This window comes from Thalassospira sp. CA1 (genome assembly GCF_059052855.1).
Genome location: NZ_JBZCIA010000004.1, coordinates 254,160 through 272,294, shown reverse-complemented (window position 1 = coordinate 272,294; position 18,135 = coordinate 254,160). Strand labels below are relative to the sequence as shown.

Annotated in this window: 20 protein-coding genes; 12 read left to right on the top strand and 8 right to left on the bottom strand. The window is 56.3% G+C overall.

Annotation, left to right across the window (positions count from 1 at the left end; all coding sequences use genetic code 11):
* Nucleotides 1–11 precede the first annotated feature (11 nt).
* The 4 genes from AC5Q5A_RS09845 to AC5Q5A_RS09830 form a co-directional block, all read right to left on the bottom strand.
* Nucleotides 12–728 (bottom strand): TetR family transcriptional regulator, encoded by a 717-nt coding sequence (locus AC5Q5A_RS09845; protein ID WP_493895144.1) that lies wholly within the window; start codon nucleotides 726–728, stop codon nucleotides 12–14.
* 41 nt (nucleotides 729–769) lie between these two features.
* The gene (proC, locus tag AC5Q5A_RS09840) at nucleotides 770–1,585 is read right to left on the bottom strand and encodes a pyrroline-5-carboxylate reductase (protein WP_493895143.1); all 816 of its coding nucleotides are present in this window, start codon (nucleotides 1,583–1,585) and stop codon (nucleotides 770–772) included.
* A 347-nt stretch (nucleotides 1,586–1,932) separates the two neighbouring features.
* The gene (locus tag AC5Q5A_RS09835) at nucleotides 1,933–2,439 is read right to left on the bottom strand and encodes a type III secretion system chaperone family protein (RefSeq protein ID WP_120224348.1); all 507 of its coding nucleotides are present in this window, start codon (nucleotides 2,437–2,439) and stop codon (nucleotides 1,933–1,935) included.
* 246 nt (nucleotides 2,440–2,685) lie between these two features.
* The gene (locus AC5Q5A_RS09830; RefSeq protein WP_493895142.1) at nucleotides 2,686–3,012 is read right to left on the bottom strand and encodes an accessory factor UbiK family protein; all 327 of its coding nucleotides are present in this window, start codon (nucleotides 3,010–3,012) and stop codon (nucleotides 2,686–2,688) included.
* A gap of 210 nt (nucleotides 3,013–3,222) precedes the next feature.
* Between AC5Q5A_RS09830 and rfaD the strand changes: the two genes are divergently transcribed.
* The 10 genes from rfaD (at nucleotide 3,223) to AC5Q5A_RS09780 (ending at nucleotide 13,152) form a co-directional block, all read left to right on the top strand.
* Nucleotides 3,223–4,209: an ADP-glyceromanno-heptose 6-epimerase gene (gene rfaD / locus AC5Q5A_RS09825; RefSeq protein WP_197145818.1), complete on the top strand. Its 987-nt coding sequence runs from the start codon at nucleotides 3,223–3,225 to the stop codon at nucleotides 4,207–4,209.
* Between the two features lie 114 nt (nucleotides 4,210–4,323).
* Nucleotides 4,324–5,157: a prolipoprotein diacylglyceryl transferase gene (gene lgt / locus AC5Q5A_RS09820; RefSeq protein ID WP_174713872.1), complete on the top strand. Its 834-nt coding sequence runs from the start codon at nucleotides 4,324–4,326 to the stop codon at nucleotides 5,155–5,157.
* Between the two features lie 2 nt (nucleotides 5,158–5,159).
* Nucleotides 5,160–6,287 carry a class I SAM-dependent methyltransferase gene (locus tag AC5Q5A_RS09815; protein ID WP_493895141.1) on the top strand — a complete coding sequence of 376 codons (1,128 nt, stop codon included), beginning with the start codon at nucleotides 5,160–5,162 and terminating at the stop codon, nucleotides 6,285–6,287.
* 43 nt (nucleotides 6,288–6,330) lie between these two features.
* Entirely contained in the window at nucleotides 6,331–7,161 is an 831-nt protein-coding gene (gene pgeF, locus AC5Q5A_RS09810; protein ID WP_493895140.1) for a peptidoglycan editing factor PgeF, read from the top strand.
* A 117-nt stretch (nucleotides 7,162–7,278) separates the two neighbouring features.
* Nucleotides 7,279–8,292 (top strand): hypothetical protein, encoded by a 1,014-nt coding sequence (locus tag AC5Q5A_RS09805; protein ID WP_493895139.1) that lies wholly within the window; start codon nucleotides 7,279–7,281, stop codon nucleotides 8,290–8,292.
* A 315-nt stretch (nucleotides 8,293–8,607) separates the two neighbouring features.
* Nucleotides 8,608–9,540 carry a ribose-phosphate pyrophosphokinase gene (locus tag AC5Q5A_RS09800; RefSeq protein WP_063088722.1) on the top strand — a complete coding sequence of 311 codons (933 nt, stop codon included), beginning with the start codon at nucleotides 8,608–8,610 and terminating at the stop codon, nucleotides 9,538–9,540.
* A 123-nt stretch (nucleotides 9,541–9,663) separates the two neighbouring features.
* Nucleotides 9,664–10,293: a 50S ribosomal protein L25/general stress protein Ctc gene (locus AC5Q5A_RS09795; protein WP_287445000.1), complete on the top strand. Its 630-nt coding sequence runs from the start codon at nucleotides 9,664–9,666 to the stop codon at nucleotides 10,291–10,293.
* 15 nt (nucleotides 10,294–10,308) lie between these two features.
* Complete coding sequence (gene pth, locus AC5Q5A_RS09790) at nucleotides 10,309–11,103, top strand: aminoacyl-tRNA hydrolase (protein WP_493895138.1); 795 nt, start codon at nucleotides 10,309–10,311, stop codon at nucleotides 11,101–11,103.
* Between the two features lie 64 nt (nucleotides 11,104–11,167).
* Nucleotides 11,168–12,271, top strand: a complete 1,104-nt coding sequence (ychF, locus tag AC5Q5A_RS09785) for a redox-regulated ATPase YchF (RefSeq protein ID WP_063088725.1) — start codon at nucleotides 11,168–11,170, stop codon at nucleotides 12,269–12,271.
* A 143-nt stretch (nucleotides 12,272–12,414) separates the two neighbouring features.
* Nucleotides 12,415–13,152, top strand: coding sequence for a glutamine amidotransferase-related protein (locus tag AC5Q5A_RS09780; protein WP_493895137.1), 738 nt, complete (start codon nucleotides 12,415–12,417; stop codon nucleotides 13,150–13,152).
* A gap of 9 nt (nucleotides 13,153–13,161) precedes the next feature.
* Here AC5Q5A_RS09780 and AC5Q5A_RS09775 read toward each other — a convergent pair whose 3' ends face one another.
* From AC5Q5A_RS09775 to AC5Q5A_RS09760, 4 genes are read right to left on the bottom strand one after another with little or no spacing between them, the layout of a single operon-like run.
* Nucleotides 13,162–13,674 carry a DUF2478 domain-containing protein gene (locus tag AC5Q5A_RS09775; RefSeq protein WP_493895136.1) on the bottom strand — a complete coding sequence of 171 codons (513 nt, stop codon included), beginning with the start codon at nucleotides 13,672–13,674 and terminating at the stop codon, nucleotides 13,162–13,164.
* 3 nt (nucleotides 13,675–13,677) lie between these two features.
* Nucleotides 13,678–14,718: a zinc-dependent alcohol dehydrogenase family protein gene (locus tag AC5Q5A_RS09770; RefSeq protein WP_493895135.1), complete on the bottom strand. Its 1,041-nt coding sequence runs from the start codon at nucleotides 14,716–14,718 to the stop codon at nucleotides 13,678–13,680.
* Nucleotides 14,719–14,754: 36 nt separating this feature from the next.
* Nucleotides 14,755–15,720, bottom strand: coding sequence for a rhomboid family intramembrane serine protease (locus tag AC5Q5A_RS09765; RefSeq protein ID WP_120224358.1), 966 nt, complete (start codon nucleotides 15,718–15,720; stop codon nucleotides 14,755–14,757).
* A gap of 54 nt (nucleotides 15,721–15,774) precedes the next feature.
* Nucleotides 15,775–16,698, bottom strand: a complete 924-nt coding sequence (locus AC5Q5A_RS09760) for a LysR substrate-binding domain-containing protein (protein WP_064787363.1) — start codon at nucleotides 16,696–16,698, stop codon at nucleotides 15,775–15,777.
* 165 nt (nucleotides 16,699–16,863) lie between these two features.
* On the opposite strand from AC5Q5A_RS09760, the gene AC5Q5A_RS09755 reads away from it, so the two are divergent.
* On the top strand, nucleotides 16,864–17,391 hold the full coding sequence (locus tag AC5Q5A_RS09755; protein WP_008889483.1) for a peroxiredoxin: 528 nt from the start codon (nucleotides 16,864–16,866) through the stop codon (nucleotides 17,389–17,391).
* Nucleotides 17,392–17,572: 181 nt separating this feature from the next.
* Nucleotides 17,573–18,109 carry an alkylhydroperoxidase, AhpD family gene (ahpD, locus tag AC5Q5A_RS09750; RefSeq protein WP_064787361.1) on the top strand — a complete coding sequence of 179 codons (537 nt, stop codon included), beginning with the start codon at nucleotides 17,573–17,575 and terminating at the stop codon, nucleotides 18,107–18,109.
* Nucleotides 18,110–18,135: the final 26 nt, after the last annotated feature.

The window sequence follows — 18,135 nt, the reverse complement described above, 5'->3', positions numbered from 1 at the left end:
AGATCAGGGAATTAGCTGTTGGCCGTGGTTGACGTCGCCTGATCTGATGGTGCATCGGCAGGGCTGTTGTCGCCCGGGGACGGTGATTTTTTGATCGAAAAATTCCGGCACCGTTTCTTGATTTTACCACAAATCGATGATGCTTTGCCAAGACCCTTTTCAACCTGACGGTCCCACTTGGCGGCCTTGGAAAGTTCGCGATCAAGATAGGCCATGGTCGGGCCAAAATCGGTGCTGTCATCATCAAGCCAGTGTTTGAAGGTCTTGGCGTAAACCGCCGTCAAGCCCGCAACTCGCATGCTGCCATGCAGGCCGGCTGTTTGAAAACCGGCGGCCTCCAGCATCCAGCGCATGGCGCCAAAATGGGTCTTGATCGCCCGCAGCCCGTCGGCCGGGCCAAGGTCACCGCCGGCATTGATGATCGATCGCAGGGCCGTTCGGTAATCAGAGAGAATATCAAACCGCGCCATGATCACTGCGATCAGGCGGTCATGACCGGGTTCGTTGAAATCCTCAGAGTCGATATCGGCCAAAACTTCGCGGTCAACGCGTTTGACAAAGCGACGCAGAAGATCGCCCTTGCTGCTGCAATGGTCGTAACATTCGGCAACCGAAACGCCGGCTTCGGTTGCGATATCAATCAGGGTGACATCATGCCAGTCCTTTTCTGCGGCCAGTTTCAGGGCCGCATCGATCAGGAGATTGGGGATATCCTTTTTGGGTGGCATGATGTTCTCCTTGGGTTGGGTGTCTTGGGTGACGGGCGGTGTTAGCCCGCCAGTTCCTTGGACCGATCACGGGCGGCGGCAACCGCGCGCGTCATCAAATCGGGCAGGCCGGTTTTCGCATCCATCAGAACATTGAGTGCGGCCGCGGTGGTGCCGCCGGGGCTTGTGACATTCTCACGCAGGGTGGCGGCACTTTCTTCGCTGGCATCAAGCAGGAAGCCCGCACCCACCACGGTCTGGCGGGCAAGGGTCATCGCCTGATCGGCCGGAAGGCCGGCAGCCTCGCCCGCCTGCGCCATGGCTTCGACCAGATGGAAGATATAGGCAGGCCCGCTGCCCGACAGGCCGGTGACGGCATCCATCAGGCTTTCATCTTCGATCCAGGACACCATGCCGACGGCTTCAAGCAGGGTCTGGCACATATCCCGCTGGGCGATGCTGACATTTTCGGTCGGGCACATCACGGTCATGCCGCGCGAAACGGCAGCCGGTGTATTGGGCATGGCACGCACGATGCGGGCATGTTCGCCAAGGTGGCTTGTGAAGAAGTCGATGGTTTTGCCTGCGGCGACCGACAAAAAGACCGTTTCGGCGCGCACCAGCGGTTTATAGGCGTCAATCAGATCGGGCAGGACCTGTGGCTTGACGGCAAACAGGACAACCTGCGGAATGAAGTCTTCGCGAATGTGGTCAATATCGGGAACGCCATTGATGCCGTATTGCGCTTCGAGCTTTTCAGCCGTTTCGCTCTGTTCAACGATAAAGACGTTCGATGCCTGAAGCCCGCGGGCCAGCCAGCCTTCGAGCATGGCACTGCCCATCTTGCCACAGCCAACCAGCAAAAGACGCGTATTCATAAATTCTGCTCCGCTTTATCCATCGGGTTTGGTTGATCGTGGGGGATCAACGCACATGATGCAATGCCGTAGCGATCTTCTCAAGGTGGGTCAAGTCAGCGCAGAGGGCAAGAGGGGCGTGCAAACAGTCCGTGTTTGCAGGCTGTTAGCCTTGATTAGGATGCTTTGGCTGAGAAGGGGGGGCTTTGCAGAATTTTCTGTTGTGAAAGGCGGTTCGGAAAGCCGGTTTGCAGGATTTGTATTGAATTGGCGTCTGGCGGCAAAGGCCCAAAAAAAATCAGCCGAAAATGACAAAGGACGGCGATGAGGCCGTCCTTTTCAATGCAAGCTTATCAGAGGTTTTCTTATTAAGCCTGACCGGCAGGTTCGAGCATCGCGTGCATCAAGGCTTCGTCCGGGGTTTTCCCCTGGCCAAGCACAAAGTTAAATGCCGGGAAGAAACGTTCGCATTCCGAAAGGGCGATATCGATCAGTTCCTCGAACTGTTCGACCATCGGCGGGACATCGCCGCCAAACAGAAGGGTATGGCGGAACAGCGGCATGTTTTCTTCCAGCCACAGACCGAAATGCCCGATCCAGAGTTGCTCGTTACATTTGGCAACCAGTTCGTAGATGCGCGGGCGCAGCGGTTCGGGCACGAACAGATCAAAGCAGCACGCGATATGAAGCGCCTCGGCATCTTCACGCCAGGTGAAATAGACCAGATAGGTGCACCAGTGGGCCGGAATTTCGACCACAATCTCGTCCGAGCTGCGGCGTTCCAGATGCCACTGGTTGGTGCGGGCGATATCCTCGACCAGGATCAGCGGGTTTTCATCGCCGATGTCGCCGATATCTTCCATTTGGTCGTTCATTAATACCCAGCCTGTTCAAGCATGTGCGAAAGGGCGCGCACTATATGCCGGTGAACGCTTTGTTTCAACCGCTGCTGCGCGCAGGACAGCAATGAATATTCGGATCATTGGCACCCGGCCTGTTTGCCCGGTCCATTTGATCGACCGTCAAGCGGCCCTGCTTGTGACAGCAAATGTTGGCGCAGGCGCATAAAACGCCCGCGTCATTTCGCATATATGGGAATTATATGGGGATAGTTGCCCCGATCAGGCGTCTTTTTTTGCCGCCGTTTTGGCGGCAGCCTTGGCCGTGCTGCGTTTGGCGGCCGGTTTCTTGGCAGGCTCAGTCGCATCAAGACGCTTTTCAAGATCGGCAATTTTGGCTTCGAGCGCATCAATGCGTTCGGCAGCACGAACAGCAACATCGTGCACGACGTCATATTCCTCGCGGGTGACCAGATCCATGTTGAGCAGGATCTTTTCAAACTGCTGGCGGATCATGGCATCTACTTCGCCTTTGACACCGGTCATGGTGCCCAATGCGGAATTGGTGACACGGGTCAGGTCATCGAGAATGCGGTTGTTGATCTGCATAGTGGTCTCCGGCTTTTTGAATCTGTTGTTGGGCATAATATGGCGCATCATCGGCTCAGGGCAAGCCGCACGTCATGAAGCGGACGTGACGATAGCGTTATTTTGCATGGCTTTTCTTGCTCCAGATCAGGGGCGGTCTTATAAAGTGTCGACAAACGTGATCAGTCGCCTTGGCCCATCGGGGCAGGGCGGCCCCGTCAGGAGAATGCAATGCTTATCGTCACTGGTGGTGCCGGGTTTATCGGTTCCAATATTGTTGCTGCCCTTGAAGAGCGTGGCGAAACCGACATCGTTGTCGTTGATCGCCTGCGCGATGGCATCAAATGGAAAAACATCGCCAAGCGGAACCTGCGTGACATTGTTCATCCCGATGAACTGCCGCATTTCCTTGAAGAGCATGCCGGCAATGTCGAGGCGATTTTCCATATGGGCGCGATTTCCGCGACCACGGAAACCGATGCCGACAAGATCGTCGTCAACAACCTGAAACTGACGGCCTGGCTGTGGGAATGGTGTTCGCGCCATTCATCGCGCCTGATCTATGCATCGTCGGCGGCAACATACGGCGATGGCAAGCAGGGCTTTGATGACAGCTTTGATGATGCCGATCTGGCAAAGCTGGCCCCGCTCAATGCCTATGGCTGGTCCAAGCATGCCACTGATCGCCGGTTCCGCCGTATTCTCGATCAGAACGGTTTCCGTCCAAAACAGTGGGCGGGGCTTAAGTTCTTTAACGTCTATGGCCCGAACGAATACCACAAGGGCGGAATGCGGTCCGTGGTGTCGCAGCTGTTTGACAAGCTTTCAAACGGCGAGACAGCGACCCTGTTTAAATCGCATCATCCCGATTATGAAGATGGCGGCCAGCTGCGTGACTTCGTCTGGGTCGGTGATGTGGTCGACATCATCATGTGGCTTTATGACAACCCGCAGGTCAGCGACCTTTTCAATATTGGCACCGGCAAGGCGCGCAGCTTCAAGGATCTGGCACTGGCAGTGTTTAGCGCCATGGGCAAGGAGCCCGATATCAAGTTCGTGCCGACACCTGAATCGATCCGCGACAAGTACCAGTATTTCACCGAAGCCAATATGACCAAGCTGCGCGAAGCGGGGTATGGCAAGGAAATGACATCGCTTGAAGAAGGCGTGCGGTCCTATGTGCAGGATTATCTTGCGACCGAGGATCCGTTCCGCTGAGTGTCGCCTGCATGGTTCGGGGTGGGTTTGCCATGATGCTGCCCAACTCCTTTGCGACCTCAGAGCAAACACCTCGCCGATAAACACCCAACCTGCTGATCCGGAGTATTCCAGATGCTGAGCCTTGCCTTTCCGGCGATAGACCCGATTGCGATTTCCATCGGCCCGATTGCCATTCGCTGGTATGCGCTGGCTTATATTGCCGGTCTGCTGCTGGGCTGGAAATATGTGGTGTATTATTGCACCAAAACGCCCAACATCATGAGCAAACGCGATGTTGATGATTTGCTGTTCTGGGCAACGCTGGGCGTGATCCTTGGCGGGCGGTTGGGTTACATCCTGTTTTACAATCTGGATTACTATCTGGATAACCCGGCCAATATCCTGAAAGTCTGGCAGGGCGGTATGGCGTTCCATGGCGGGTTCATGGGCGTGATTGTTGCGATCATTCTGTTTGCCAGAAAGCGCAATATTTCCATTCTTGCCGTGCTGGATGCCGCCGCAGTGGCGACCCCGATTGGTTTGTTCTTTGGCCGGATCGCCAACTTCATCAATGGCGAGCTTTATGGCCGCACCACTGACGTTGCGTGGGGCTTTGTATTCCCCAATGGTGGGCCGGAGCCGCGCCATCCAAGCCAGCTTTATGAAGCAGCCCTTGAAGGTCTGATCCTGTTTGTTGTGCTGTTTATCCTGTCGCGCAAAGCATTCGTGCGCCATCGTCCGGGGATCCTTGGCGGGACGTTTGTCGCGGGTTACGGCATTTCGCGGATTATTGTCGAATTCTTCCGCCAGCCCGATGCACAGCTTGGTTACCTTGCCGGGGGCATTACCATGGGGCAGGTTCTGTCGATCCCGATGGTGCTGGCCGGGATTGGCTGCATTGTCTATGCGCTGAAATCCAAACCGATTGAAACCCGCATTCACCCCAAAGAAGCCGAAAACGCGTAATTATGAGTTCTGCGACCGACAGCCCGCTTTTGGCCCATATCAAACGCCGGATCAATGTATCGGGCCCGATCACCATTGCCGATTTCATGACCGAGGCACTGGCCCATCCCGAGCACGGCTATTACCGCAAGCAGGACCCGTTCGGGCGCGCCGGTGATTTCATCACCGCACCGGAAGTCAGCCAGATGTTTGGCGAGTTGATCGGCCTTTGGGCCGCAGTGACTTGGCAACAGATGGGCAGTCCGCCGAAAATCGATCTGATCGAATTGGGGCCGGGGCGCGGAACATTGATGTCAGATGCGCTGCGGGCTGTGCGCAATGTGCCGGGCATTGGCGATGCATTGACCGTGCGGTTTGTCGAAACCAGCCCGGTTTTGCGCACCCATCAACAAACATCGATCATGGCGTACGGCATTCCCGCCACTTGGCATGAAACGTTTGATGACATTCCGACCCGCGCCAACGTCCCGGCGATAGTGATCGGCAACGAGTTCTTTGACGCGCTGCCTATCCGGCAATTCGAGCGCGGCGAGAAAGGCTGGGCCGAGCGTTTGGTCGGGCTTGATGCCAAAACCGGCGAACTTGGTTTTGTCCGAGGTGCTGAAACGCCGATCACGGATGCGCTGATCCCGGTCACCATGCGCGGGGCTGCGAAGAAGGGTGATATCTTTGAAAGCTGTGCACCAGCCATTGCCATTGCCGATCAAATTGCACGACGCCTGAATGAAACGGGTGGTGGGGCGCTGTTTATTGATTACGGCCATCCCGGCAGCGCGTTTGGCGATACGTTCCAGGCGCTCAAGGGCCATGAATATCGCCCGGTTCTGAGCGATCCGGGCGATGCCGATCTGACCGCGCATGTTGATTTTGCCGCCATCGGGCGGGCGATGAACGAGGCGGGTGCGCGTACCGGTGCGGTTCTAACCCAAGGGACGTTTTTGCGGATGCTGGGCATTGAACAGCGGGCCGAGCATTTGAAAACCAGTGCCGATGATGCCCAGAAAACTGCGATTGATCAGGCGTTGTCGCGGTTGATTGATGCCGGTCAGATGGGAACGCTTTTTAAAGTTCTGATCGCGTATGGTCGCGATACCACCCCGCCGCCTTGCGTCAGTGGCGTGGCGGGCTAAATTGATTGCGACCGGAACGGTTTTGGGAACGGAGCAGGCCAGCATGACACATCCGATCAGCCAGGTTACCAACGGGATCGAACGCAGCAGCAACGGGCTGACCTGGTTTGAAGCCGGGAACCTGTCGGACAAGGACGGCCTGCGCCACGGCTTCCTGAGCCGCAAGGGCGGGGTCAGTGATGGTATCCATGGCGGGCTGAATGTCGGTTTCGGATCCGATGACGACAAGGACCGCGTGTCGGAAAACCGGGCCCGTGCCGCATCCGTGTTTGATACCAGCCCTGATCGTCTGACCACGGTGTATCAGGTGCATGGCATTGATGTGGCCGTTCTGGATAAACCGCTGTCGCGTAATGAGGCGCCAAAGGCCGACGCGATGGTCACAGATCGCCCGAACATCATGCTGGGTATTCTGACTGCTGATTGCACGCCGGTTCTGTTTCATGATCCGGTTGCCGGTGTGATCGGGGCCTGTCATTCCGGCTGGCGCGGATCGCATGGCGGGGTATCGGCCAGCACGGTGGATGCGATGGAAAAACTGGGTGCCAAGCGCGAAAACATTCACGCCGCTGTTGGGCCGTGCATTGCGCGCAAATCCTATGAAGTTGATGGCACGTTCCGCGATACCATCCTTGCCGGACCGGAAGGCCAGGAAGACCTGTTTGATCCGTCGTCGCGCGACGGGCATTTCATGTTTGATCTGCCGGAATATGTCCGGCGCCGGACGATTGCCACCGGGGTTGCCTCGGTTGAGCTTGTGGCGCGCGATACGTTGGCCGAGGAAGAGCTTTTTTACAGTTATCGCCGCACGACGCTTCGCAAGGAGCCCGATTACGGTCGGCAGCTTTCGGCGATCATGTTGACAGAGGCGTAGGGACCCCGGGGGATATGCCATGCCACATCTGATAATGCTTTTTTCTTTATGATCATCGCGACCATGGTTGGTTGCGTCATCATGTGATGGCGTAAATCCCGTTTTAGAAGTGCCCCTATGAAGTCTTTCCTGCGTTCTGTTGTTTTGGTTATTGGTCTGGCTGGATTGCTTGCGGCCTGTGGCGATTTGCCGCGCCCGTTCGAGGGGGCAGGTCGGGCCGGGGATCCGGCATTGCTTGAGCTGCGTGATACCGGCACCGTGCGCGTGGAAAATACCGAAGATCTGCCCGAAGGGGCGTCTGCCCATCTGGCGCGCGCGATGGCGCGTGCCCTTCGTCTGCGTGATATTCCGGCCTATAGCGAATCTGAGACTGGCGGCGATTACATCCTGCGTCCGAATGTTCAGGCCAGCCTGAGTGATACCGGTGCCGATCTTGATATCACCTGGGTTCTGATGCGCCCGGACGGGCTTGCGATTGATACTACCCGGTCGACTGGCGAACTGGCCGCCGATCAGTGGTTTGCCGATCAACCCACCGGGCCCGAGGAAAGCAACCTCGCCATCCCGAAGGAGCTGGTTGATAAGGTCCGCGAACTTGAAGGCAAGGCCGACGACCCGGTAGCGAAAACCTATGAAGGGCTGGTCGCGCAACCCGCCGATCAGATTGCCTTCATGATTACCGGTGATCGGTCTTCGTTGCGGGCAGCGCCGCTTATGAAGGTCGCCCTGATTGATTTTGCTGGGGCGCCGGGCGATGGCAATACAGCCCTTGCACGGTCAGCCGGGGCATTATTGAAGGCACGAGGGATCACGGTGGATAACCGCGAGATGGATGAAAACAGTGTCATCCTGTCTGCCACCATTGATGTCAGTCCGGTGAAGGAAGAAACCACCACACCGCTTGATCGCGTATCGATTGAATGGATCATCATGGAAGTCGATGGCACGGAACTGGGCCAGATGAACCAGAACAATGTCGTGCCGCGCGGCCAGCTTGATGAAAGATGGGGGTCGGTGGCGTCCCTTGCAGCCCAGGCGGCGGTTGAAACCCTTGAAGGTGTTCTGGGACAGATCGCAACCAGCAAGAAGCTTCAACTGCGTCCGGATAACAGGACAGCTTTGGCGCGTTGATTGCCGTTGTTATCGGTGATGCCAGAGGCCGATTGGCCGGACATGCATGACTGCCTTGTCGTTATTCGGCATTGGGCCCATTTACAGACTGTTAACGGCTGGTTATAAAGCCGCCGCGATCTGCCGGTATGCAGAAGTGTCAGGATTTGGTCTTTGAGTGTCGTGAAGGCGTCGTTGATTGGTCGGGAAATTCCCAGTTTCCGGGCTGTTGGGCGGCAAGGGCAACAAAAGGCTAGGGACGGCTATCTGTTCGGGTCGGAGTCGCAAAAGATTTAGTTATTCGCTTTCCCGGCACCCATTAACCGAGGCCCCGATATGAAGATCCTCGCTGGTAACAGTAACCGCCCGTTGGCTGAGGCAATTGCTGACCATCTTAATCTGCCGCTTACCCGTGCAGATGTTAAGCGTTTCTCTGATGAGGAAATCTGGTGCGAAATACAGGAAAACGTCCGCGGTGAGGACGTTTTTGTCATTCAGAGCACCTCTTATCCCGCAAACGACAACCTGATGGAACTGCTGGTGATGCTTGATGCGCTGCGCCGCGGTTCGGCACGTCGTATCACGGCTGTGATGCCGTATTTCGGCTATGCCCGTCAGGACCGTAAATCGGGCCCCCGTACCCCGATTTCGGCGAAACTGGTTGCCAACCTGATCACGGTTGCCGGTGCAGACCGCGTTCTGACCATGGATCTCCATGCCGGTCAGATTCAGGGCTTCTTTGATATTCCGCTTGATAACCTGTTCGCATCGCCGGTTCTGACCAGCGACATCCGCAACAAGTTTGACGGTCAGAAACTGGTCATCGTCAGCCCGGACGTTGGCGGTGTGGCCCGTGCACGTTCGGTTGCAAAACGTCTGGATGCCGAACTTGCCATCATCGACAAACGTCGTCCGCAGGCCGGTGTTTCCGAAGTCATGAACGTCATTGGTGATGTTAAGGACGCGGCATGCATCCTGGTCGATGACATCGTTGATTCTGCTGGCACGCTTTGCAATGCGGCCGGTGCGCTGAAAGAACGCGGTGCATCGTCGGTTGCGGCCTATGTTTCGCATGGTGTTCTGTCGGGTCCGGCGGTTGAGCGTATTGCCAACTCCCCGATGACCGAAGTTGTGACCAGTGACTCGATCAAGGCATCCGATGCGGTGCGTGATTGTGGAAAAATCAGACAGCTTCCGATTGCACCGCTGATGGCAGAAGCCATCCGTCGCATTTCGGAAGAAAAATCTGTTTCCGTTCTTTTCGATTGAGGGTATAAGGCCCTCGCTGCGGTGGCACCCCTGGAGGCCACCGCACTTGTTTTCGCAGGCTTTCAGCGGTGATTCTCACCAACCTGCGGGGACAAACTACTTTTAGTTCAAGGAGATTTTCCGATGGCAAATTCTGTTATCACTGCGGAAATCCGTGAACGGGCCGGAAAGGGGGCCGCCCGTGCCGTGCGTCGTGCCGGTATGGTCCCTGGTGTTATCTATGGTGCAAAACAGGAAGCTGTTCTGTTCCAGGTTGACCCGCGTCCGCTTTGGAAACTTCTGCATGCGCCGGGCTTCTATTCCCACGTTCTGACCGTTCAGGTTGGCAAAGAGAAATACGAAGTTCTGCCGCGCGACGTTCAGTTCGACAAAGTATCTGACGAAATTCTGCACGTTGACTTCCTGCGCTTCTCCAAAGGCCAGACGATCAACGTTGAAGTTCCGGTTCGCTTCGAAAACGAAGAGAAATCCCCGGGCCTCAAAAAAGGCGGTGTTCTGAACATCGTTCGTCACGACGTCGAAGTTCTTTGCGCACCGTCTGCAATTCCGGAAGAGCTGGTCTTTGACCTGACCGGTGTTGAAGTTGGTGACTCGATCCACATTTCGGCGATCAAACTGCCGAAAGGTGTCGAGCTTACGATTACCGATCGTGACTTCACGGTCGCAACCGTTGCTGCGCCGTCTGCTCTGCGTTCGGAAGAGAACGAATCTTCTGACGAAGAAGGCGAAGAAGAAGCAGCGACCGAAGAATAAGATCGAGGTCTTACGATGTTTCTGGTGGTTGGATTGGGAAACCCGGGATCGGGATATGCCGCCAATCGTCACAACATTGGCTTCATGGCGGCGGACGAACTCGTCCGCCGCTATTCTTTTGGTCCCTGGCGCAAAAAGTTCCAGGGCCAGATTTCCGAAGGTGAATTGAACGGCCAAAAGGTTCTGGTTCTGAAACCGGAAACCTTCATGAACCTTTCGGGGCAAAGCGTTGGCGAAGTGCTGCGCTTTTACAAGATTCCGGTCGAAGACGTTATTGTCCTGCATGATGAGCTGGACCTGCCACCGGGCAAGCTGCGCGTCAAACGCGGCGGCGGCCATGGCGGCCATAACGGTTTGCGATCGATTGACGCCCATTGTGGCAAGGAATATCGCCGCGTTCGTTTGGGCATTGGTCATCCGGGGGAAAAATCCCGCGTGCATGGTCATGTGCTTGGGGATTTCTCCAAGGCCGAACAGGATGGCTGGCTGATGACGCTTCTGGATGCGGTGGCCGCGGAATTCGGACGCCTGATCAAGGGCGATGATGGCGGCTTTATGAGCAAGGTTTCCGCCATCGTTTCACCGCCCAAGCCAAAGGCGCCGAAAAAGGACAAACCGGCTGCTGACAAGTCCAAGGGCGAAAAGGGCGAGAAAAACAAAGATGCATCAACCGAGCCGCAGGCAGGTGACGGCATCAATGATCTTTCAGGGGCGGCAAAGGTGCGGCTTGAGCGCGCCGATACCCCGGTAAGTAATGCAGCCTCGGCCATGGCCGAAGCGCTTGCCAAGGCATTTGGCAAAAAGAAATAGTCTGGTTTGCACATGCGCAAACCGATCCTGATAAACAGAAATTCAAGTGACGGAGCCCGGAAAGATGGGATTCAAATGCGGTATTGTCGGTCTGCCCAACGTTGGTAAATCGACCCTTTTTAACGCCCTGACCCAGACGGCAGCAGCCGAGGCAGCAAACTTCCCGTTCTGCACGATTGAGCCCAATACCGGTCGTGTCAGCGTCCCGGACGAGCGCCTTGACAAGATCGCGGCGATCGCAAATTCGGCCAACATCATTCCGACCCAGTTGGAATTTGTCGATATTGCCGGTCTGGTGCGTGGTGCATCGAAGGGCGAGGGCCTTGGCAACCAGTTCCTTGCCAATATTCGCGAAACCGATGCCATCGTTCACGTGCTGCGTTGTTTTGAAGATGACGACATCACCCATGTCGACAACTCGGTCGATCCGGTCCGTGATGCGGAAACCATCGAAACCGAACTGATGCTTGCCGACATGGAAAGCCTGGAAAAACGTATTCCGGGTCTGCAGAAAAAGGCGCGTTCGAACGACAAGGACGCCAAGCTGGCGATGGATCTGATCGAGCGCGCGCTTGAAGTGCTGCGTGAAGGCAAGCCGGCCCGCGTGGTCGAAATTGACGGCGAAGACGAAGCCAAGGCGTTCCGTATGCTGCAGCTTTTGACAAGCAAGCCGATCCTTTATGTTTGCAACGTCGATGAAGACAGTGCGGCGGAAGGCAACGAACTTTCGGCCAAGGTTGCCGCCATGGCCGAAGCACAGGGTGCACGTTCGGTGGTGATTTCTGCTGCCATCGAGGCCGAAGTTGCCCTGCTTGATAGTGCTGAAGACAAGAAAGAATTCCTTGAAGGTCTTGGTCTTTCGGAAACCGGCCTCGCGCGCATCATCCGCGAAGGCTACAAGCTGCTGAACCTTCTGACCTTCTTTACGGTAGGTCCGAAAGAGGCACGCGCATGGACGGTGTTCAAGGGCGCAACCGCCCCGAACGCGGCCGGTGTCATTCACACCGATTTCGAGCGCGGCTTCATTAAGGCCGAAACCATCGCCTATGACGATTTCATCGAATTTAACGGTGAAGCGGGGGCGCGCGATGCTGGCAAGCTACGTCAGGAAGGCAAGACCTATATCGTCAAGGACGGCGATATCTTCCACTTCAAATTCAACGTCTAAACACCCGCTTTTTCGGAATTATTCCAAAGGCCACCGTAAATTGCGCGGTGGCCTTTTGTTTTGGTTAGGCGGTTTTGGTGACGCGGGGCTTGTCAAAACGGCGTGGTGCGGTCTACCTTCGCTATTGCAGCAATGAGGACCGCATGAACGATCTGAGCCCGAAAAACCGCATTCTACTTGTTTTCAACTCTGCCACCGGACAGCCGGGGCGGTTGGGAACGGTGATGCGCCGCTATGGGTTTGAGTTCGATATTCGCCGTCCCGGTGAAGGCGACCCGCTTCCGACTGATCTTGGCAAATATCATCTGGTTGTCGTGTTTGGCGGCCCGATGAGTGCCAATGACGATCATCTGGATAATGTGCGTGCGATCATGAACTGGCTGCCGCATGTGGTGGCCAGTGATGCGATGTATCTGGGCATTTGTCTTGGCGCTCAGATGATGGCGCGCCATCTTGGTGCCGATGTTGTGCCCCATCCCGAAGGCATGACCGAAATCGGTTATTACCCGGTGCAGGCGACAGAAGCAGGCGAACACCTGTTTCCCGATGAACTGATGGTTTATCACTGGCACAGTGAAGGGTTTGGCATTCCCGACGGGGCGGAATTGGTCGCGACCGGGCCGACATTCCCCCATCAGGCCTATCACATTGAAGAGCGTATCTGGGGCATTCAGTTCCACCCGGAGGTGGATGATGAAGCCCATGAACGCTGGCTTTCGAATGCGGCCGACAAGACCGACCGCCCGAACGCACAATGCCCCGATACCCAGCGGGCCGGGCGGGCGAAATATGATGCGGCCTTCGGGGCGTGGTTTGAACGCTTTGCCGAGAAGGTTCTGGTCAAGAACCGCATGGCATGCGATGTCGGGCAGAGCAGCTAGCGGTTATCCTCAGACAGCCAGCGTATCTGCGCGCGTTTGCGAGAGCCAGTTTTCGATGGCTTGGGTGTTAAGGGCCAGCGCATCGGCATAGCCGCCGTGGAAGGCATCCCACGCATCGCGATATTCATCGCGCACCCCGACCAGAACCGGAATTTCCAGATCCAGTGCGCGTGAAATCACATCGCGAAGTCCACGCCCTTCAGCCTCGCTTCGGCCAAATCGGGCAATGATCAGAATATCGGATCCGGCTTCTACATCGCGGGCAAGCTGCGCGGCCAGGGTCGAAAGCGCATCGCCATCCAGCTTGCAGCCCTTGGCCATTTTGCCGCGGTTTTTCGTGATCGGCATTTCATCGCCACTGCGCAGATTGCGGACATGCACCAGGGTTCCGCAATCGGCATCCTTGCGGCGTTTTTGAACGTAACCGGCAACCGACTTGCCGTTTGCCAACATGGTGTCGGCAATCCCGGCCAGAAGATCATCAATCGGGTCCTTGGGCTGAAAGGCAATCCCGGCCAGCATGGATCAGAACCGATCAATCACAGTGACACCGGTCGAGGAGAAGCTGTCCATATTCATAAGTGCGGTTGCCCCCTCTGCCAGGGTGACGCGATCAGCAATCAGCTTTTGCGGGGCAAGCTTGTCAGACAGGATCATGTCGAGCATCGCATCATAGCGAAATGCCTGCATGCCGTGACTGCCCAGAATTTCAAGTTCATGGGCAACAACGCGATCCATCGGCACCCTGGCATGGGCATGATCACCGGTCATAAGCCCGATCTGAATATGTTTGCCGCGTTTGCGCAGGGATGCGACCGAGTTAAAGCAGGTCACAGCACTTCCCAGTGCATCAACCGACACATGCGCACCACCCCGGGTGATGTCCTTGATCGCGGCCGGGATGTCATCGATTGTGCGGGCATTTAACACCGCATTGGCGCCGATTTCTTTGGCGAAGTCGAGCTTGGCATCGTCAATATCGACCGCGATGACATAGGCACCAGCCGCGGCGGCAATCATGATCGCCGACAGGCCAACACCACCCGCGCCATGGACGGCAACGATTTGACCGGCAGAAACCTTGCCCTGATCAATCACGCCGCGGAAGCTGGTGGCAAAGCGACAGCCGAGGCTTGCGGCCGTTGCGAAATCCATCTCATCAGGCAGACGGACAAGGTTGGTATCGGCGTAATCAATCGCGACATATTCGGCAAAGCTGCCCCAGCCGGTAAAGCCCGGCTGGAACTGATGATCGCAGACCTGATGATTGCCACTATGGCATTCCGGGCAATGACCGCAGCCCGATACGAACGGCACGGTGACACGATCACCTTCCTGCCAACGTTTGATGTCCTTGCCGACCGCAACGATGGTGCCGGCAAACTCATGGCCCGGCACATGGGGAACCTGAACATCGGAATCATGGCCCATCCAGCCATGCCAGTCACTGCGACACAGGCCGGTGGCCTCGACCTTGATGACCACACCGCCATTTTGCGGGGTCGGGTCGGCGACATTCTGAACCTCGATCGGGCCCTGATAGTCGGTGAAGTAGGCTGCGCGCATGAAGGTATCCTCCTGGGACGATATTTTTTCTTTAGCCTAAGTATCGTCCTTGTTGCGGTCCGGATGCAAGCGGACAACTTTCGGGACGCCGACCGATGGTTTGGATTTTGGTTTTGGTGACGATTTCGGCTGATAGCGTCCCCACGGGGATGCATCGCGCTCCTCGCCCTCTTTGCCCCAAGGTCCGCGCTGATCACGGCGCATATTGGCACGTTTGGCTGCGCGCTCTGCCTCGTAGGCAGCCGCCCAGGGCGGGATGTTCGATGTGCTACCGCGTGTTTTACGACCAGGGCGATAGATGCCAAAGGCCGGTGCGGGCGAGCCATCATGCCACAGCGGCACATTGCGATGCTTAAACAGCGGGATCAGGGCGACGCCTGCGACAAAGCCCGCAATATGGGCAACCCATGCAATGCCGCCGCCAGCACCACTGCCGAAATTGATCACCTGAGTGATAAACCAGAAGCCAAGCACGACCACGGCCGGGACATAAAAGATAAACACCCAGAAGAACCAGACCAGCACGCGTGCCTTGGGATAAAGCAGGAAATAGGCGCCCAGCACCCCGGCAAGCGCACCGGACGCGCCGATCATTGGAATTTCCGACTGGGTATCAAGCAACCCGTGCCCAAGGGCAGCGGCAACGCCACAGGCGAGATAAAAGATCAGAAAGCGGAAATGCCCCATCGAATCTTCGACATTGTTCCCGAAGATCCAGAGATACAGCATATTGCCGCCAAGATGCATCCAGCCGCCATGCATGAACATGGCCGAAAAGATCGACAGGAACCCGAAACCGGCCGGGAAGGGTGAAAAGCCCGGTGGCAGTTCGGCATGACCAAACAGCACGGCCGGGATCGCGCCATATTGCAGGTTCACAAGGATGGCTGCGCGCGGATCAAGGGTGACGGTCCCCAGAAACACCACGACATTGATCGCAATGATCGCGTAGGTGACCCATGGCGTGATGGTGGTCGGGTTGTTGTCCTTGATCGGCAGCATTGGCTATGTCTGTTGTCTGTGTCCTAAGTGGTACGGCGGCCAACGGGCTGCCGATCAGGCGACGACGGCCTGGTCGCGCGGGGCAAGGCGATCGCGCAGGTAGGCTGCCAACTGGCGATATTCCAGCTTGCGGGCCGAACTGCGGCGCCAGACCATACCGATGCGCCGGATCGGCACCGGATTTTCAAACGGAACGATCTTAAGCAAATCGGGGCGACGGGCTTCGACTTCAAGCGACATTTCCGGCAACAGTGTGGCACCGATGCCAGCCCCGACCATCTGGACCAGGGTCGACAGACTGTTGGCCTGGAAATCAGCCGACTTGTTCCAGCCTGCCTTCTGACAAACTTCAAGCGCCTGATCGCGCAGGCAGTGGCCATCTTCCAGCAGCAGGAGCTTTTCATCCTTGATGTCGCTGATTTCGAGATGCTTTTTATGCGTCAGCGGATTGTTCGGCGCACAGGCAAAGACAAAGCGATCCTCGAACAGTTCGAACTCTTCAAGCCAGTTTTCATCAATCGGCAGTGCGATCAGGGCAAGGTCGAGTTTGCCGGCCATCAGAAGTTCCACCAGCTTGGCGGTTTGGTCTTCGCGCAAAAGCGGCTGCAATTTCGGGAACCCGGCCTTGAGTGCGGCCATCACATCGGGCAACAGATAGGGGCCGATGGTCGGAATCACACCGATATGGATCGGGCCCGAAAGCGGGTCGGAGGCGGCCTGCGCCATGGTGGTTAATTCATCGACTTCCTGAAGGATATTTCGCGCCCGCGAGACGACCTCTTCACCAAGTGGAGTCATCAGGACCTGACGCTTGTTGCGTTCGACCAGTTGGGCGCCCAGAAGGTTCTCGAGCTCGCTTATTGCAGCCGACAAACTTGGCTGCGTAATGAAGCAAGTCTCTGCAGCGCGGCCAAAATGTCCGGTTTCGGACAGCGCAACAAGGTATTTGAGCTGCTTGATGCTGGGTTGGGCAGCCATAAATTTTTCCTATCAAGAATCCAAGTTTTATCTATTTGTCTTAGGTAATGCATTTCTCTACAAATCGCTAGCAAGCAGTGCATTTTTTGCAACTGCACACAAAAGTTTTTGCGGCCTGTCGGGGGCCGCTCATTGTTTTTACAAACTGGGTTAGGAGTAACCATAATGCTTACCGTTGGTGATACGCTTCCAGAATTCAATCTTACCGGCGTTTCGGGCAAAACCCCGGACAGCTTCGCACCGGTTACCGACAAGTCCTATGAAGGCAAATGGAAGATCCTGTTCTTCTGGCCGAAAGACTTCACCTTTGTTTGCCCGACCGAAATCGTTGGTTACGGCGAACTGAATGGTGATTTCGAAGACCGTGACGCGGTTCTTCTGGGTTGCTCGACCGACACCGACTTCGTGCACGCTGCATGGCGTACCCACCACGAAGACCTGGGCGACAGCCCGTTCGTATGGCTGGCTGACGAGAAAAAAGAACTCTCGACCGCCCTTGGTGTTCTGGCCAAAGACGCCGGTGTCGCACTCCGCGCAACCTTCATCATCGACCCGGACAACATCATCCGTCACGTACAGGTCAATGACCTGAACGTTGGTCGTAACCCGCAGGAAGCGCTTCGTATTCTCGACGCCCTGCAGACCGACGAACTTTGCCCGTGCAACTGGAACCAGGGCGACGAAACCCTGTAAGTCCAGTCCGGACCTATTTGTGGGATCGGGCCTCGGCCCGGTCCCGCCTTTCAGCCTGTGACTTTTGCCGACTTGCGCATTGTGCGCCCGACCAAGTGCGGCACTGCCAAGGCTGACAATCCCTCCATTCGTTATTGCATTACGCGTTTATCGTTTCAGACAGCTTCAGAGGATTTTTTCCATGACGTCGATCGTTGAAATCAAGGACTCCATGCCGGCCTATGCCAAGGACCTTAAGCTGAACCTTTCGAGCATGGCCAACAATCCGGGCATGACCGACCAGCAGGTTTATGGCACCGCCCTTGCTTGTGCCTTTGCATCGCGCAACGCCAAACTGACCAAGGCCGTTGCCGCAGAAGCAAAAGAAAAACTGACGCCAGAAGCGATTGAAGCTGCCAAGGGTGCGGCTGCCATCATGGGCATGAACAACATCTATTACCGGTTCAACCACCTGGTGTCGGATGAAGAATACAGCACCATGCCAGCCCGCCTGCGCATGAACATCATCGGCAAGCCGGGCATTGATAAGGCCGATTTCGAACTGTTTTCGATCGCGGTTTCGGCGATCAATGGATGCGGCATGTGCATCGACAGCCATGACAAGGTGCTAAAGAACGCTGGCGTTAAAAAAGAAACCATCCAGAACGCCATCCGCATCGCATCGGTCATTCATGCGGTTGCGGTCGTGATTGATGCCGAGGATGCATTGGCTGACTAACCGCCAAACATCTGCCATCAAGACAA

Coding starts and splice junctions, on each gene's coding strand:
- pgeF (WP_493895140.1), top strand. CDS start 6,331: ATGACACATCCGATCAGCCAGGTTACCAACGGGATCGAACGCAGCAGC.
- AC5Q5A_RS09760 (WP_064787363.1), bottom strand. CDS start 16,698: ATGGCTGCCCAACCCAGCATCAAGCAGCTCAAATACCTTGTTGCGCTG.
- AC5Q5A_RS09780 (WP_493895137.1), top strand. CDS start 12,415: ATGAACGATCTGAGCCCGAAAAACCGCATTCTACTTGTTTTCAACTCT.
- AC5Q5A_RS09795 (WP_287445000.1), top strand. CDS start 9,664: ATGGCAAATTCTGTTATCACTGCGGAAATCCGTGAACGGGCCGGAAAG.
- AC5Q5A_RS09835 (WP_120224348.1), bottom strand. CDS start 2,439: ATGAACGACCAAATGGAAGATATCGGCGACATCGGCGATGAAAACCCG.
- AC5Q5A_RS09805 (WP_493895139.1), top strand. CDS start 7,279: ATGAAGTCTTTCCTGCGTTCTGTTGTTTTGGTTATTGGTCTGGCTGGA.
- ychF (WP_063088725.1), top strand. CDS start 11,168: ATGGGATTCAAATGCGGTATTGTCGGTCTGCCCAACGTTGGTAAATCG.
- AC5Q5A_RS09755 (WP_008889483.1), top strand. CDS start 16,864: ATGCTTACCGTTGGTGATACGCTTCCAGAATTCAATCTTACCGGCGTT.
- AC5Q5A_RS09815 (WP_493895141.1), top strand. CDS start 5,160: ATGAGTTCTGCGACCGACAGCCCGCTTTTGGCCCATATCAAACGCCGG.
- AC5Q5A_RS09830 (WP_493895142.1), bottom strand. CDS start 3,012: ATGCAGATCAACAACCGCATTCTCGATGACCTGACCCGTGTCACCAAT.
- AC5Q5A_RS09845 (WP_493895144.1), bottom strand. CDS start 728: ATGCCACCCAAAAAGGATATCCCCAATCTCCTGATCGATGCGGCCCTG.
- pth (WP_493895138.1), top strand. CDS start 10,309: ATGTTTCTGGTGGTTGGATTGGGAAACCCGGGATCGGGATATGCCGCC.
- AC5Q5A_RS09770 (WP_493895135.1), bottom strand. CDS start 14,718: ATGCGCGCAGCCTACTTCACCGACTATCAGGGCCCGATCGAGGTTCAG.
- ahpD (WP_064787361.1), top strand. CDS start 17,573: ATGACGTCGATCGTTGAAATCAAGGACTCCATGCCGGCCTATGCCAAG.
- rfaD (WP_197145818.1), top strand. CDS start 3,223: ATGCTTATCGTCACTGGTGGTGCCGGGTTTATCGGTTCCAATATTGTT.
- lgt (WP_174713872.1), top strand. CDS start 4,324: ATGCTGAGCCTTGCCTTTCCGGCGATAGACCCGATTGCGATTTCCATC.
- AC5Q5A_RS09765 (WP_120224358.1), bottom strand. CDS start 15,720: ATGCTGCCGATCAAGGACAACAACCCGACCACCATCACGCCATGGGTC.
- proC (WP_493895143.1), bottom strand. CDS start 1,585: ATGAATACGCGTCTTTTGCTGGTTGGCTGTGGCAAGATGGGCAGTGCC.
- AC5Q5A_RS09800 (WP_063088722.1), top strand. CDS start 8,608: ATGAAGATCCTCGCTGGTAACAGTAACCGCCCGTTGGCTGAGGCAATT.
- AC5Q5A_RS09775 (WP_493895136.1), bottom strand. CDS start 13,674: ATGCTGGCCGGGATTGCCTTTCAGCCCAAGGACCCGATTGATGATCTT.